Raw genomic sequence first — 14,093 nt, 5'->3', positions numbered from 1 at the left:
CGTGATCCCCACTAAGCGTGGAGAAGCGCTCGGCGTTGGTATTCGAAGAGCGAACCCAAGGTCCTGCCCGCCCCGACCAACGCGCCCGGAAAGTAAGTAACTTGCACATAGTAGCAGCGCAACCGCGCATCAGCCAAGTCTGCCGCCGCCACGCCGCTGAGCTACGCCCAGTGATAGCGCGAGCGCAAGCGGTTCGCAATCCGTTCGAACCTGCGTTCTGGAAAAAGGATGCCCTGGCGGCGCACCTGCTCCTCGGAAACCTCCAATAAACGGTCCAAGCGCACCCAACAATTGCGCCCGGAGGCGTCCCATTCGCCGCTGCCGATTTCGAGCCAGGCATCGTCAAGCGCATGCTCCGGGTTGGCGGAAATGAGCAGGCCCGTCACGGTGGTGCGGGTGCGCCCGATCACCAAGATGGCGCGCTCGCGGGGAGGCGACTGCTTGCCTTCCGATGGCGTCCACACCCATACCACCTCGCCGGAATCGGCCTGGCCATCCATATCGGGGGAGAAGAAGATGGAGCGGGGGTGCGCCGCGGTGGCCTCGACCTGGATGGAGGCGGCCTTGCGCGGCTCGTGGTTGTGGGTGGACCTATCCAGCCCTAACTGGGAGTTGATGCGGTTGAGGCCGGAGTCCACGGGCTCGCGCTCGCTGATTCCGAGCGCCTCGCGCAGACGGGTGAGCATGCCGGAATTCATGTCGACTATTGTAGACGTATGTCTGAAAACTTTGCGGCCACGACGTTTACGGATCCCTCCCGGATCCGTAATTTCTGCATTATTGCTCACATCGACCACGGAAAGTCGACGCTGGCAGACCGCATCCTGCAGCTATCTAAGGTGGTTGCGGAGCGCGATATGCGTGACCAGTTCCTCGATAACATGGATATCGAGCGCGAACGCGGCATTACTATTAAGGCGCAGAACGTGCGCCTGCCGTGGGTGCCGCAATCTGGGGCATCGGCAGGCGAGCAGATCGTCATGCAGATGATCGACACGCCCGGCCACGTGGACTTTACGTACGAAGTCTCCCGTGCGCTCGAGGCGTGTGAAGGCGCCATTCTGCTTGTCGATGCCGCCCAGGGCATCGAAGCCCAAACCCTCGCCAACCTGTACCTGGCGATGGAAAATGACCTGGAAATCATCCCAGTGCTCAATAAGATCGACCTGCCTGCGGCGGATCCGGAAAAGTACGCGCTGGAAATCGCCAATATCATCGGCTGCGAGCCCGAGGAAGTGCTGAAGGTATCGGGCAAGACCGGCGAGGGCGTGGTCGAGCTGCTCGATAAGGTCTGCGAGTTGGTGCCGCCGCCCTCCTCGGAGCACACTCCCGATGCCCCCGCGCGCGCGATGATTTTTGACTCCGTCTATGACACCTACCGCGGCGTGGTGACCTATATCCGCATGGTGGACGGCAAGCTCACCCCGCGCCAGAAGGTGACGATGATGTCCACCAACGCCAACCACGAGCTGCTGGAAATCGGCATCGTCTCGCCCACGATGCAAAAGTGTGAGGGATTGGGCCCTGGCGAGGTGGGCTACCTGATTACCGGCGTGAAGGACGTGCGCGAGACCAAGGTGGGCGATACCGTTACCTGGTCCCACGGCGGCGCCGAGACCCCGCTGAAGGGCTACAAGGACCCTGACCCGATGGTCTATTCCGGGCTTTTCCCCATCTCCCAGGCCGATTTCCCCGACCTGCGCGATGCGCTGGAAAAGCTGCAGCTTAACGATGCCTCCTTGACATTCGAACCCGAGACCTCCGTCGCCCTAGGCTTTGGCTTCCGCTGCGGTTTCTTGGGCCTGCTGCACATGGAAATCACCCGCGACCGCCTGGAGCGCGAGTTCGGACTCGACCTGATTTCTACCGCCCCGTCCGTGACCTACCGCGTGGTGGCAGAAGACGGCGAGGAAAGCTGGGTTCACAACCCTTCAGATTGGCCGGAAGGCAAGCTCAATGAGGTCTACGAGCCCATTGTTTCCATGACCGTCATCGTGCCCGAGCAGTTCGTCGGCCCGACGATGGAGCTATGCCAATCCAAGCGTGGCCAGATGGGCGGGATGGATTACCTGTCCGAAGACCGCGTGGAGCTGCGCTACACCATGCCCTTGGGCGAAATCATCTTTGATTTCTTCGACATGTTGAAATCCCGCACCAAGGGCTACGCCTCGCTCAACTATGAGGAGGCCGGTGAGCAGCAATCGGACCTCGTTAAGGTGGATATCCTCCTCAACGGCGACCCGGTGGATGCCTTCTCCGCCATCATCCACCGCGATTCCGCCCAGTGGTACGGCAATAAGATGACCAAGAAGCTCAAAGAGCTCATCCCGCGCCAGCAATTCGAGGTCCCCGTCCAGGCGGCTATTGGCACCAAGGTCATCGCCCGCGAAAACATCCGCGCCATGCGCAAGGACGTGCTGGCCAAGTGCTACGGCGGCGATATTTCGCGTAAGCGCAAGCTGCTGGAAAAGCAGAAGGCGGGTAAAAAGCGCATGAAGACCTTGGGCTCCGTGTCGGTGCCGCAGGAGGCCTTTGTGGCGGCACTGTCGACCGACGGGGACGACTAGGCACTGGAAAGCGCAGCGTAATAGTACCTTAACTTTCAGTTAACAATCTCCGCGGTGGCCGCCGCCTAAAAGCGAGGCTGAGCTGCACCTATAGGGCATTCCTGAGACTGGGAATGCCCATTTTGAGTGTTTGCGGTTTATGGTTTCGCGGCGTTTAATTTCGATTCGAAAGCGACCGATGACTCTTCGGCGAGCCACAGCCACTTTCTCCCTCTTTGTTTCACTCGTTTAACTTAAGGCGGAAAATAAGATGAAGCTTCGCTCTCGCGCTGTGGCAGTGTGCGCCGCAGCCGCTGCCACAACTTTCTTGGCCCCCGGTATCGCACAGGCCGAAACCAAGACCCCCATCGATCACGTCGTGGTCATTTACTCCGAAAACATTTCCTTCGACCACTACTTCGGCACCTACCCCCACGCCGCAAATAACGACGACGAGAAACTCCAGGGCAGCGAGAAGCCCGCCCCCAAATTCACCGCCAAGGACGACACCCCTCGGGCAGAAAACCTCGAAAATACTGACCTGCTGGGGGAGAAGAACCCCAACTCCATCAAGCCCTTCCGCATCGCTCCCGAACACGCCGTGACCACGGACCAGAACCACCATTACGCCGATGAGCAGGAAGCCTACAACGGCGGCAAGATGGACAAGTTCCCGGAGACGGTGTCCACGGACATCGATAAGTATGGCGAAGGCTCGTACGCCACCCCCGGCATGACCATGGGATACTACGACGGCAATACCGTGACCGGCATGTGGAACTACGCGCAGAACTTCGCGCTGAATGACAACAGCTTTTCCACCATCTTCGGCCCCTCCACCCCGGGAGCGCTGAACCTGATTTCCGGCACCGTCGCGGATGCCACCATGCACGACCCAGCCACGGGTGACCAGCAGAAAATCGAAGATGGCAAGAACCACGCCCTGGCCGGCGTATCCGAGGACGGCAGCACTGCCACCGTGGTGGGCGACCCGGACCCGCTTTTCGATGACTGCTCCAATAAGTCCTCCGCCGGTACCAACCAGGTCACCGCGATGCACTCCAAGAACATCGGTGACCAGCTCAACGATAAGGACGTCACCTGGGGCTGGTTCCAAGGCGGATTCCGCCCCACCGATGAGGCGACGAAGGACTCTCGCGCCCGCTGCGGTTCTTCGCACACCACGCTGACCGGTCAGAACCAGACGGATTACAACCCGCACCACGAGCCGTTCCAGTACTACGCCTCTACCGCCAACCCGCACCACCTGGCCCCGTCCAGCGATGACATGATTGGCAAGACCGACCAGGCAAACCACCAGTACGACCTCGCGGACTTCGATACCGCCATCGAGCAGGGCAACCTGCCCTCCGTGTCCTTCCTCAAGGCCGCCAACTACCAGGATGGCCACGCCGGCTACTCCAACCCACTGGATGAGCAGGCGTTTATCACCCACTACATCAACGAGCTGCAAAACTCCCCGGAGTGGGATTCCACCGCCGTCGTCATCGCTTACGACGATTCCGATGGCTGGTACGACCACAAGGCGCCGGAAATCCTCAATGGCTCCGCCGACCCGCACCAGGATAAGGAAATCTGCACCGCCGCTGCCGCAAAGGTAGGCATCAAGGGCGATAAGAACGGCCAGTGCGGACCCGGCACCCGCCAGCCGCTGCTGGTTGTATCCCCCTACGCCAAGACCAACCACATCGATTCCACCTATACCGAGCAGACCTCGGTAACCCAGTTCATCCAGGACAACTGGGGCCTCGGCCGCTTGGGCGGCGATTCCTTCGATGACCGCGCAGGTGCGCTCACCGGCATGTTCGACTTTGCGGCTGCAGATAAGGCTCCGAAGCTCTTCCTCAATGAAACCGATGGCACTGTCGCAGAAGATTATGACTCCGTAGAGCGCGTGGATGACACCTCACGCGCTGGCACCAATCTGAAGCCGGTTGTCGATGGCATGAATGACACCAAGGTCACCGAGCAGGGCGTTCCCGCCGTGACCACGCTGGATAAGGCCCAGCAGCCGGACACCAACCACGCCGCTTCCGGGTCCTCCAAGGCAGGCATCATCGGCATCCTCGCCGCACTGGGCATCGCCGCCGGCATCATCGGCTGGTTCATGAGCGGTCACCCCGGCCTAGATTTGAAGAACCTGCCGTTCTAAGTTATGAAGATTTCCCGTTTCGCCATTGCATTCGCGCTCGCCGTTGGGCTTTCCATCCCGCAAACGGCTGCCCAGGCGAGGCTCGGCGGGCACAGCGACGAGCAACCCATGCGCGAGCTCGCCGTGCGCGATGTGTATTCCTGCCCGGTGCCTGAGGACGTGCAGGGCGAGGCGAAATGGAAGATCAATAACACCACCGGGCTTGCCCTCACGGTCTATGTTTCAGATGACAAGGGTAATGCCTACCAGGTCCTCGAGCGTATCGGTACCCCCGCCATCCGCGAGTGGAACCCCCAGCTGGAGGATGGAACCTACCACCTGACCTGTGTATTTCACAACGATTCCGCGGTGGAGTCGGATGATTTCACGGTGGCGGGCTCTACCGTGGCTGATGCTCCCAAGATGGTTCCCATTACGGATCACGAGGTCGCCGCGGTGTCCATCAAGCAGGCAGAAAACCAGAAAAAGCGCGTGCCGGAGCTGCAAAAGCGTGCGCATGCGCTTGCCGATGCCACCTCCTCCTCCCGCTCCGCCGCCCGAGCCGCCTACCTCGACTACTTGGAGTATTACCGTTCCTTCGACGATTCCAGCGCGGAGTGGCCGGGCCCGGATTTGGAGGGCTACGAAGACATCGAGCGCATCCTGTGGTCCAACCGCCCGCCCAGCGATGCCACCCTGCCCGCCACCGCGCTTGCCGATGCCACCGACAAAACCGCCCACGCCCTCGATACCTCCCATTTCGCCATCCCCGCCCCGGATTATGGGCTGCGCGCGCATGAGGTGATGGAGGAGTTCGAGCGCTTTGACCTGCGCGGCGAGTGCGATTTCGGCGCCCATGCCCTTCCTTCCGCCCTGCGCGGGGTTATTACATCGACGCGGGTGACGTTGGATCCCGTGCGCTCTTTGGTCGAGGATCGCGGCTTAGACACCGAGCCCATCTACGACCAGCTCGCGGACTTGGACGCTCTTGCTGAGGAATTCGACGATAAATACGGTGGTGCGCCTAGCGTCGCTTTTGCGGACTGGCCGCAGGAGGACCGCTTGCGTTTGCAGGCGGGCGTCGCCAAGGCGAATGAGCTGCTCGCCCCGGTTGCCACCATGACCGTTATCCGGAGGATGAACTAGTGCCGTGCCCGTTTAACTTTTCCCGCCGCTCCTTTTTATCTGGCCTCGCCGCCTCCGCGGCCGTCGGCGCAGCCCCGGGAGCAGAAGCTGAGTCCCCCTCGCTTCCGTTGGAATCCACCGACTCCTTGGATCAGCCGGGCGCGCTGGATTTTCACGGCGAACACCAGCAAGGCATCATCAATCCCCCGCAGAAATACTCGGAAATAGTGGCGCTGGACGTGCAGGTGAAGACAAAAGCCCGTTTGGACAAGCTCCTGCGCACGCTAAGTGAAAGGGCGCGCATCTTAACCGCAGGTGGCACGCTCGCCCCCGACGGAATTGCCTATCCGGCGATGGATTCGGGCGAGTTGGGCCCAGAGCTGCCGGCCGATCACTTATCCATCACCCTCGCGGTGGGCGATTCGCTTTTCGATGACCGCTTCAGCCTTGCCGCCCACAAGCCCGCGCACTTGAGCGCGATGGAATCGTTTGCCGATGACACCCTGCAAGAAGAAATGTGCCACGGTGACTTAGCCTTGCAGATTTGCGCCGATGAACGCGATACCGTTCTCCACGCCCTGCGCGATATATTGCGACATACGCGCGGCGATGTGGCGGTGCGCTGGCGGCAAAATGGTTATATGAACTCGCCGCGGCCATCGGGTACGCAGCGCAATCACCTGGGGTTTAAGGATGGCATCGTCAATCCTGGCCCCGATGACTACGATTCGCTCGTGTGGGCCGGTTCGGATGAGCCTGCCTGGGCCACGGGCGGCAGCTATATGGCGGTGCGGCTTATTGCCATGTACACCGAGTTTTGGGATCGCATTTCCATTGCTGAGCAGGAGCAAATCTTCGGCCGCGACCGCGCAACGGGCGGCCCGTTATCGGGCGGCGACGAGCACGCCGAGCCGGATTACCTCGACGACGCCACCGGCGATGTCATTCCCACCGATGCCCACATCCGCCTGGCCAACCCCCGCACCCCAGAAACCGCTGACCAACTTATGTTGCGCCGCGCTTATAATTACGACAACGGCGTGCGCGATAACGGCACCCTCGACGTGGGGCTGGTCTTCATCTCCTTCCAGCAGGACCTGGAACGACAGTTCATTACGGTGCAAAAACGCCTCGAAGGCGAACCGCTGGCTGACTATATCCGCCCCTACGGCGGCGGCTACTTCTACGCGCTTCCCGGCATTGCCGATGAATCCGATTATTTCGGCCGCAGCCTCCTCGAAGCATAAAGCCTCCTACCCAGCTAACCACTGGTCGCTCGCGAACATCTACCACCGCGCCAAGGCCGTGACTTAGCCACCACCCAGCGTTGAGGACACACCACAGCGCACCGGCGGCACAAAGATGCTACGGCGGCCGGACCCCAGGGCGTCCTGTCTCTTGGCATACGGTTCCCATGGCGCGCGAGCCTTACGGCGCACGGGTCTCATGGCACACGGTTCCCACGGTGCACGGGTCTCACAGCATACGCTCCGCAGGGTAGAAGGCTTATGGCATGCCAAACCGGCAACCGCTAAACCAGCGGTTGCTATCGGCGGCAATGAGAAGAGCAACGGTAGGAAAAGGAGCCACTTACTTAGGAACCGCAGAACTTCTCGGGCCCGGCTCAATCGAATCAAGTAAAGGCGGCACTTAGCTGGGCGGCGAGGCCCAGGGCGGAAGCCATTCGATGCGGCCGCGATGGCGATGCAGGCGGCCGCGCACCGGTGGGGCGTGCGGGTCATCGTCATTGACGCCGTTGTGATAGGGGCAAGAAATGGTCAAGTTGTCCATATTCGTCTCGCCGCCGTGCTTCCACGCCTGGAGATGGTGGACTTGGCATTTATCGGCCGGATAATTGCACTCCGTCCACGGGCAGGAGGGGTTTTCAGCGGCGGCCATCAGCCGCTGCTTTTCGGAGGCGAACCGCGAGGTTCTATAGAGGTTGACTGGGCCCTCGAAGGGGTGAATGAGGGTGACAAGGCCGACCTCGGCAAGCTTTTTCTCCACCAACTTGGCCCCGGAAATCTCGGCGCCATTGGTCATCTGCAGCGTGACCTCTTCGCCGCCACCGCTTAAGATCTTGTCCATCTCATCGAGGTGGATGACGATATTGGTGCTAGCCACCGGGCGCGTGGCGCCACCGCGGAAGAAGATGCGATCGACGGCCTCGAGCGGGGAATCCTCCCCAATGGTGGAATGCAGGTCGGCGATGAAATCGGAATCGCCGGTAATCGACAGCGTGGAGGGCCCGCCCTTTCGCCGGGTCATGCGCACCCCGCGCTGGGGCTGGCGGGGAGGATACATCTCCTTGAGGCGGGTGCGCGCCAGCTTGTCAATGTCCCCCGAAGTCCCACACAACTCTGCCCGCAGCGCCCAAGCATCCCTCTTCGTGTTGGTGCGGGAGACGTATTTTTCAATCAACTTGAGCGTGGTTAAGCAGTGCTTCGTCGCCCGGCACGTGCGCTGGCGGCGGGTGAAGGAGGTGGGGCCGAAGTAGGTATCGGCAAGCAGCAGCAATTCGCGCGATTCCTGCCGGGAAATGCCAGTCCGGCGCAGGTCCGCCTCGGCAAGGACGAAGACCTCGCCGAGAAGCTCCATCGGCGAGGTTAATTGGCGGGCGTAGTCCTGCAAGCGGGTCATGCCTGCGAGGTTAATCCACCGGCCACCCGCGGGAAAGCCCGCGCCGCCCCGCCTGTGGATAACTCGCCCCACGCGTCACACCTGATGCCTCGCCGCCATTCACCCTGTGGATAACCTGCGGTATTGTCGAATACGACAGCGAGTAAAGGAGCCCACATGACTGATCCCACGAAAATTGTTCGCCCCAACCACCCCGGCCGTAAGTCCGTCCCGCGCCAGGCGCAGGAGTTGCCGCCGCTGCCGGTGACAAGGGCGCGCATTGGCAAGCAGCCGGCGACGGAGATTTTTCAGGACATGGGCGAATCCATGGTGGAGGACCTGCAGGACATTCGGCGCGATTTGCACCGCCACCCGGAAATCGGGCTGCACCTGCCGCGCACCCAGAAAAAGGTCCTTGAAGCACTCGAGGGCCTGCCGCTGGAGATTCATGTGGGGCAGGACCTCAGCTCCGTAGTGGCGGTGCTGCGCGGCGGCAAGCGCGGCGAGCGGCCGGTTTCGGTGCTGCTGCGCGCGGACATGGACGCCCTGGAGGTGCATGAGCAGACCGGCAGCCCCTTTGCGTCGATCAATGAATACATGCACGCCTGTGGCCACGACCTGCATACCGCGGGGCTGATTGGGGCGGCGCGCATGCTGTGCGAGCACCGCGAGGAGTTGCATGGCGATGTCACCTTTATGTTCCAGCCCGGCGAGGAAGGCCCCGGCGGCGCGCAGCTGATGATCGAGGAGGGCGTGCTCGATGCCGCTGGCCGACGCCCAATCGCCGCCTACGGCCTGCACGTCGGCCCGCAGGATCGGGGCACGTTCCACTATGTTCCCGGGCCGATGATGGCAAGCTCGTCCAACCTAACCATTACGGTGCTGGGCAAGGGCGGGCACGGGTCCCGCCCGCACGATGCCATCGATCCCGTCGCGGCGCTGGCGGAAATCCAGATGGCGCTGCAGACCGCGCTCACGCGCCGCTTCGACGCGCTGGAGCCCATCGTGATCACCGTGACCAACCTATGGGCGGGCAATGGTGCGTATAACGCCATTCCGGATCGCGCGGCGCTGGGGGCGACGGTGCGCGTGCTTCGCGACGAAAAGATCGACGCCGTCCGCCAAATGATTACCGAGGTCTCCAGCTCGGTGGCCGCCTCGCACCGGTGCACCGCGCAGGTGGATTTCGAGGTGTTGTATCCCACGACGAAGACAAACCCGCGGGAGAATCAATTCGCCGCTACGCTGTGGGGGCAGATGTTTGGCGCGGAAAACATGCAGCCTTTCGAGGCCCCGATGATGGCCTCCGAGGACTTCGGCTATGTCCTTTCGCAGGTGCCGGGCACGTTTATGTGGATGGGTACGGCCAACCCTTCGACACCCGAAAACCAGCGCGAGTGGAACCACTCGCCGATGATGCGTTTCGACGACTCCGTGCTCGGTATGCAGGCGGCAGCGCTCGCCGCCGTGGCTTTCGAGCGCCTAGCCACCGAAAACGAGCACCCTTCCGCGCAGACCAAGGCCATGCGCGAGGCCGCCGGCGTGCAGAAGTAATTCATCCCTGTGAACTGCGCGTGCGCCAGAGTAGTGGGCAGGTCGCTGGAGGTGCCGTGCTCGGCGGCTAAGGCCGTCGGATAAAGGCAGAGGCAAGGCCGATGAGCGCGATGGCGCCGACAATGACCGAGGCCACCGGCCAGTATTGCGGGAAGTACTTGAGTGTATAGCCAAAGACCTGACCGTCATCGAAGTGCCGTGCCAAAGCGAAAGGCATCCACCACAGCTTGCTCACCGTGAGCACCGCGCCCGGTACACCAGCGATGACCCGCCCGCGCCCGCGCAGGAATAAGCTGGCGGCGACGAGCGCGATGCCGGCGATGGTGAGCGCGAAGAGCAGGGGAGTGTTGGTGCTAAGCGGCGAGCCGCGCAATAAGAATTCGTGGTCAATCTCGTGTTGCTCGATGAGGGTGTAGCCATCGAGGACAACCTCGCTGGGAAGACCCATTACTTCTCCTCCTCTGGGTCGTAGCCGTCGGACCATTCGCCGGTTTCGAAGTCGTAGTCGACGTTTCGACCTTCTTCGTCCGTGCGCTGGTACCACTCGGTGTAGCGGTCCGCGGCGGAATCGAAGTCATGGCCGGCCCCGCGGTCGTCTTCGGCGTGCTGGACGGAGAACTCGAACTCATCGCCATGCTCCGCGATGCCGCGCATGACCGCATTGTCCATCGCCGAACGGGCATAGGTGCGGCGGATAAACATTGGATCAGAGCGCAGATCCTTGATGAACGCCACCATCATAGTTAGCAGCACGAGGCAGAAGGGCAGGGCGGCCAGGATGGTGAGGTTTTGCAGGCCGGTGAGCACGTCTTCGCCACCGGTCAGCAGCATGACGATGGCGATGCCCATCATGCACAGGCCCCAAAAGATGACGATGAGCTTATTGGGGGTTGGGTCGCCCTTGGAGGACATGGTGCCCATGACCACAGAGGCAGAGTCAGCCGAGGTGACAAAGAAGACCGCGAGGATAACCAAAAGGATAAACGGGGTGATGGTGCCGAGGGGGAGATCTTGGAACATCGAAAAGAGCACCTGCTCATTGGAGGATTCACCGTCGAAACCCGCTACGCCATCCTGATTGAAGGAAATGGCGGTGCCACCAAAGATGGTAAAAGCCAGCGCCAAAATGGCGGTGGGCGCGAAGATGGTGACGGCGGCGAATTCGCGGATGGTGCGGCCGCGGGAGATGCGGGCGACGAACATGCCCACAAACGGCGTCCATGCAATCCACCAGGCCCAGTAGAACGCCGTCCAGTAGGACTGGAATTCAATGGTTTCATCGCCCCACGACAGCCCCTTGGCCATCATGGGCAGGAATTGATCGATATAGACCACGATGCCCGAAGGAATGAGGTTTAGCAGCAATAGGGTGGGCCCGACCAAGAAGACGAAGGCAATTAGCCCCAAGGTCAAGGTGATATTGAAGTTGGACAGGTAGCGCACGCCGCGCGCGACGCCAGAGACTGCGGAGACGATAAACGCGCAGCCCAAAACGGCGATGACGATGATGAGCGCGGAATTGGTCATGGGGCCTGCGCCGCGAATGATGCTGACACCTTCGCCGATTTGAATCGCAGAAAGCCCCAGGGTAGCGGCGGTGCCGAAGAGGGTGGCGATAAGCGCCATGACATCGATAAGCTTGCCCAGCGGACCATCCGTGGCGCGGGAGCCGAAGAGCGGCTGGAAGATGGAAGAGATGAGGGGAACGCGCCCGCGCCGGTAGGAGGAATAGGCAATCGCCGCGCCAACCAAAGCATAGGCCGCCCACGGGGAAATGCCCCAGTGGAAGTGCGATTGGGCCATGGCTTGGTGCAATGCCTCGACGGAGCTGCCGTTATCCACGGTGTGCGGGGGAGGGCTGAGGTAGTGCGATAGCGGCTCGGAGGGCCCATAGAAGAAGATCCCGACGCCGATGCCGGCACCAAACATCATCGCTACCCAGCTAAAGTAGCTGAATTCGGGCTTTTCTGTATCCGTGCCGAGCTTGATGCGGCCGAGGCGGGAGAACCCGATATAGGCCATGGTCACGGTGGCCAGCAGCATGGTGATGTTCAGCAGCCATCCGGTATTGGTAATGGCCCAGTTAAAGGCGGTGGAGGAGGCGGCGGCCAGGTTATCGGGCATGGTAATGCCCCAAATGATGAAGGCTACGATGAGGACGGCGGTGATGGAAAATAGCGATTTATCCAGGCCGAAGCGGTTGCGTTGGTCCTCAACGCTGATGCCGGGCACCAGCCCGGGGTGCATATTGTGCGGGTAGAGCCCGACGGCGCTGCCCTTATCGTGCGGTTCGAGGGAGCGCTTATAGGCGCGGGAGGAAGAAGTCACGGTGTCCTTAGCTCGGCGGGAGTCGTGGCTTCAATTGTTCAGCACCGCAGCGCATTCCACAAGCTAGCGCGGTTGGGCATGCGCGGCGTGAATCTGCTTGACGATGCCATCTAGCTCCTCCCTGCTCGCCATCCTGAACGGGTGCGTGGAGCAATAATCGAGCAGGAAATAGCCCGCGTGCTGGATGGCGATGTGCCGTTGCCACAATTCGCGGGCGGTGGCGGGGTTATCGGCGGCGAGGGATTGGATGGCGCGGCGCTCGGATAACAACTCGTATTGCAGGTCGCGGCGGCTGGCTAGGACCTCTTCGGGGGTATTGATAAACAGCAACCCGAGCAGGGTGGACATGGATTCCATGGCGCGGGTTTGCAAGCGGTGCTGGTTGCGGACGGGCGCGGAGCGCTGCCAGAACCACAGCACGATGGTGGCCACGATGATGGAGATGAGGACCTCGCTGATGCGCGCCTGGATGGTGGGCCAGAGGGGGCGCTGCGCGGAATTGCCCATGAGCAGTGCGAGCGGGGTGGAGAAGATGACGCAGATGGCGTAGTTCTTGGCCACGAAAATCTCTGCGCAGAATTGGCAGGCGGCGAGGGCTAAGAGCAAGCTCCACCCGGATACGCCGAAGTAGTGGAAGATAGAAAACAGCATGACGCCGACGATGGATCCGAGCATGCGGTGGATGCCGCGGACGGTGCCGGCGACGTGGTCCGGTCCCCACTGCAGCATGAGGAAGGCGGAGACCACGCCCCAGTCCGGGCGGTCAAAGCCTAAAGACAGGCTGACCACCGTTGTGATGGCGGCGGAGACCACGATCTTTTGCGTGGTCACCATGGCATGCGAATCCCGCACCGCGGCGCGGTAGATGCGGTAGCGGCCGGTGGGGTGGGTGTGCGGGATGGCGGTGCGGTGCGGATCCACATCGGTAGCGTGATCGGTGAGCAGGTCCGAAGAGGATCCCAGATCCAGCGCGCGGTTATGCGCGACGATGCGCCCTTGGGCCTGCAAGGTGCGATCCACCAAGCCCGCGGCGGCGGTATTGATGATGCGGCCGCCGCGGATGATGCCGGCATTGGCAAGCGCTTGCCAGGCCGTCGACAACGCCGTCTGGGCCTGGTGGTGGCGGGCGAGGGAATCATCTTCACCGGAGACAAACGCGGCGGTGGCCTTTTCCAAGGCTGCGACGGCGCGGCGTTCGGGGCCGTGCACATCAATGAGCGCGGGCGCCATGCCCAAAAGCAGGCTGGCCAGCACGCCGGTCAGGGACCAGAGGAACAGCTGGCTAACACTGGTATCCGTCCGCGCCAACATCACCGAACCGCCGCCGACCAAGACGAGGAAGAAGGCGCCCGGCGGCGGCAGGCGCAGCGCGTTCTGGGTGAAGCCACAAAGCGCGGCGAGCAGGAGGGAATAAAGACCGGCGAGCAGCAGCCACCAGTGCCCGTGCCCGGGGACGAAAATGAGGTGGCCGACCAGCACGCCCACGGTCGCCACGGTGGTCAGGGCTAAGCCAGCGGTGAGGATGACGCGGGGCCGGGTGCGAAAGGGATGGCCTTCGCCGAAAATCACGGCGAAGGCGCCGGTGGCCAGCAGCAGGATGGCGTAGTCGTGGCCGGTGAGCAGGGCGAAGGTGCCGGGAATCAGCAGTGCCAGGGCCGCGCGCAGGGCACCGGGCCAGCGCACGGAGGCGGTATTAAAGGCGGTCAGCAACTGGGTGGTGCTGGGGCGTTGCGGGATAGGGTGGTCGATGCTCACGAGCCTGTGGGACT

General features: G+C 62.0%; 10 protein-coding genes. 5 read left to right on the top strand and 5 right to left on the bottom strand.

What is annotated here, in order from left to right; genetic code table 11:
• Positions 1-161: 161 nt before the first annotated feature.
• A complete protein-coding gene (locus MHX65_RS03415; protein WP_239268672.1) occupies positions 162-698 on the bottom strand; it encodes a type II toxin-antitoxin system PemK/MazF family toxin in 537 nt (178 codons plus the stop codon).
• Positions 699-716: 18 nt separating this feature from the next.
• On the opposite strand from MHX65_RS03415, the gene lepA reads away from it, so the two are divergent.
• From lepA to efeB, 4 genes are all read left to right on the top strand, one after another.
• Positions 717-2,567 carry a translation elongation factor 4 gene (gene lepA, locus MHX65_RS03410; RefSeq protein WP_239268670.1) on the top strand — a complete coding sequence of 617 codons (1,851 nt, stop codon included), beginning with the start codon at positions 717-719 and terminating at the stop codon, positions 2,565-2,567.
• Positions 2,568-2,817: 250 nt separating this feature from the next.
• Entirely contained in the window at positions 2,818-4,719 is a 1,902-nt protein-coding gene (locus tag MHX65_RS03405) for a phospholipase C (RefSeq protein WP_239268668.1), read from the top strand.
• A 3-nt stretch (positions 4,720-4,722) separates the two neighbouring features.
• The gene (locus MHX65_RS03400; RefSeq protein ID WP_239268666.1) at positions 4,723-5,844 is read left to right on the top strand and encodes an EfeM/EfeO family lipoprotein; all 1,122 of its coding nucleotides are present in this window, start codon (positions 4,723-4,725) and stop codon (positions 5,842-5,844) included.
• A complete protein-coding gene (efeB, locus tag MHX65_RS03395) occupies positions 5,844-7,070 on the top strand; it encodes an iron uptake transporter deferrochelatase/peroxidase subunit (RefSeq protein WP_239268664.1) in 1,227 nt (408 codons plus the stop codon). The genes MHX65_RS03400 and efeB overlap by 1 nt, the downstream gene beginning before the upstream one ends.
• 403 nt (positions 7,071-7,473) lie before the next feature.
• Here the strand turns inward: efeB and MHX65_RS03390 are convergent, their stop codons facing one another.
• A complete protein-coding gene (locus tag MHX65_RS03390; RefSeq protein WP_239268662.1) occupies positions 7,474-8,463 on the bottom strand; it encodes an HNH endonuclease signature motif containing protein in 990 nt (329 codons plus the stop codon).
• Positions 8,464-8,619: 156 nt separating this feature from the next.
• Between MHX65_RS03390 and MHX65_RS03385 the strand changes: the two genes are divergently transcribed.
• Positions 8,620-9,996, top strand: coding sequence for a M20 metallopeptidase family protein (locus MHX65_RS03385; RefSeq protein WP_239268660.1), 1,377 nt, complete (start codon positions 8,620-8,622; stop codon positions 9,994-9,996).
• 67 nt (positions 9,997-10,063) lie between these two features.
• On the opposite strand, the gene MHX65_RS03380 is transcribed toward MHX65_RS03385, so the two are convergent.
• From MHX65_RS03380 to MHX65_RS03370, 3 genes are all read right to left on the bottom strand, one after another.
• The gene (locus MHX65_RS03380; protein ID WP_239268659.1) at positions 10,064-10,444 is read right to left on the bottom strand and encodes a hypothetical protein; all 381 of its coding nucleotides are present in this window, start codon (positions 10,442-10,444) and stop codon (positions 10,064-10,066) included.
• Positions 10,444-12,243: a BCCT family transporter gene (locus tag MHX65_RS03375; protein WP_239268771.1), complete on the bottom strand. Its 1,800-nt coding sequence runs from the start codon at positions 12,241-12,243 to the stop codon at positions 10,444-10,446. Before MHX65_RS03375 ends, MHX65_RS03380 begins: the two co-directional genes overlap by 1 nt.
• Before the next feature lie 144 nt (positions 12,244-12,387).
• Positions 12,388-14,079, bottom strand: a complete 1,692-nt coding sequence (locus MHX65_RS03370; RefSeq protein WP_239268657.1) for an FUSC family protein — start codon at positions 14,077-14,079, stop codon at positions 12,388-12,390.
• Positions 14,080-14,093: the final 14 nt, after the last annotated feature.

This window comes from Corynebacterium sp. ACRPS, assembly GCF_022346005.1.
Lineage (GTDB): Bacteria > Actinomycetota > Actinomycetes > Mycobacteriales > Mycobacteriaceae > Corynebacterium.
This window is presented reverse-complemented; position numbering and strand designations above follow the sequence as displayed.

Bases quoted from the DNA above. Each gene is read 5' to 3' on its own strand.
- MHX65_RS03415 (WP_239268672.1), bottom strand. From the start codon at position 698: ATGAATTCCGGCATGCTCACCCGTCTGCGCGAGGCGCTCGGAATCAGC.
- lepA (WP_239268670.1), top strand. From the start codon at position 717: ATGTCTGAAAACTTTGCGGCCACGACGTTTACGGATCCCTCCCGGATC.
- MHX65_RS03405 (WP_239268668.1), top strand. From the start codon at position 2,818: ATGAAGCTTCGCTCTCGCGCTGTGGCAGTGTGCGCCGCAGCCGCTGCC.
- MHX65_RS03400 (WP_239268666.1), top strand. From the start codon at position 4,723: ATGAAGATTTCCCGTTTCGCCATTGCATTCGCGCTCGCCGTTGGGCTT.
- MHX65_RS03390 (WP_239268662.1), bottom strand. From the start codon at position 8,463: ATGACCCGCTTGCAGGACTACGCCCGCCAATTAACCTCGCCGATGGAG.
- MHX65_RS03385 (WP_239268660.1), top strand. From the start codon at position 8,620: ATGACTGATCCCACGAAAATTGTTCGCCCCAACCACCCCGGCCGTAAG.
- MHX65_RS03380 (WP_239268659.1), bottom strand. From the start codon at position 10,444: ATGGGTCTTCCCAGCGAGGTTGTCCTCGATGGCTACACCCTCATCGAG.
- MHX65_RS03375 (WP_239268771.1), bottom strand. From the start codon at position 12,243: ATGCACCCCGGGCTGGTGCCCGGCATCAGCGTTGAGGACCAACGCAAC.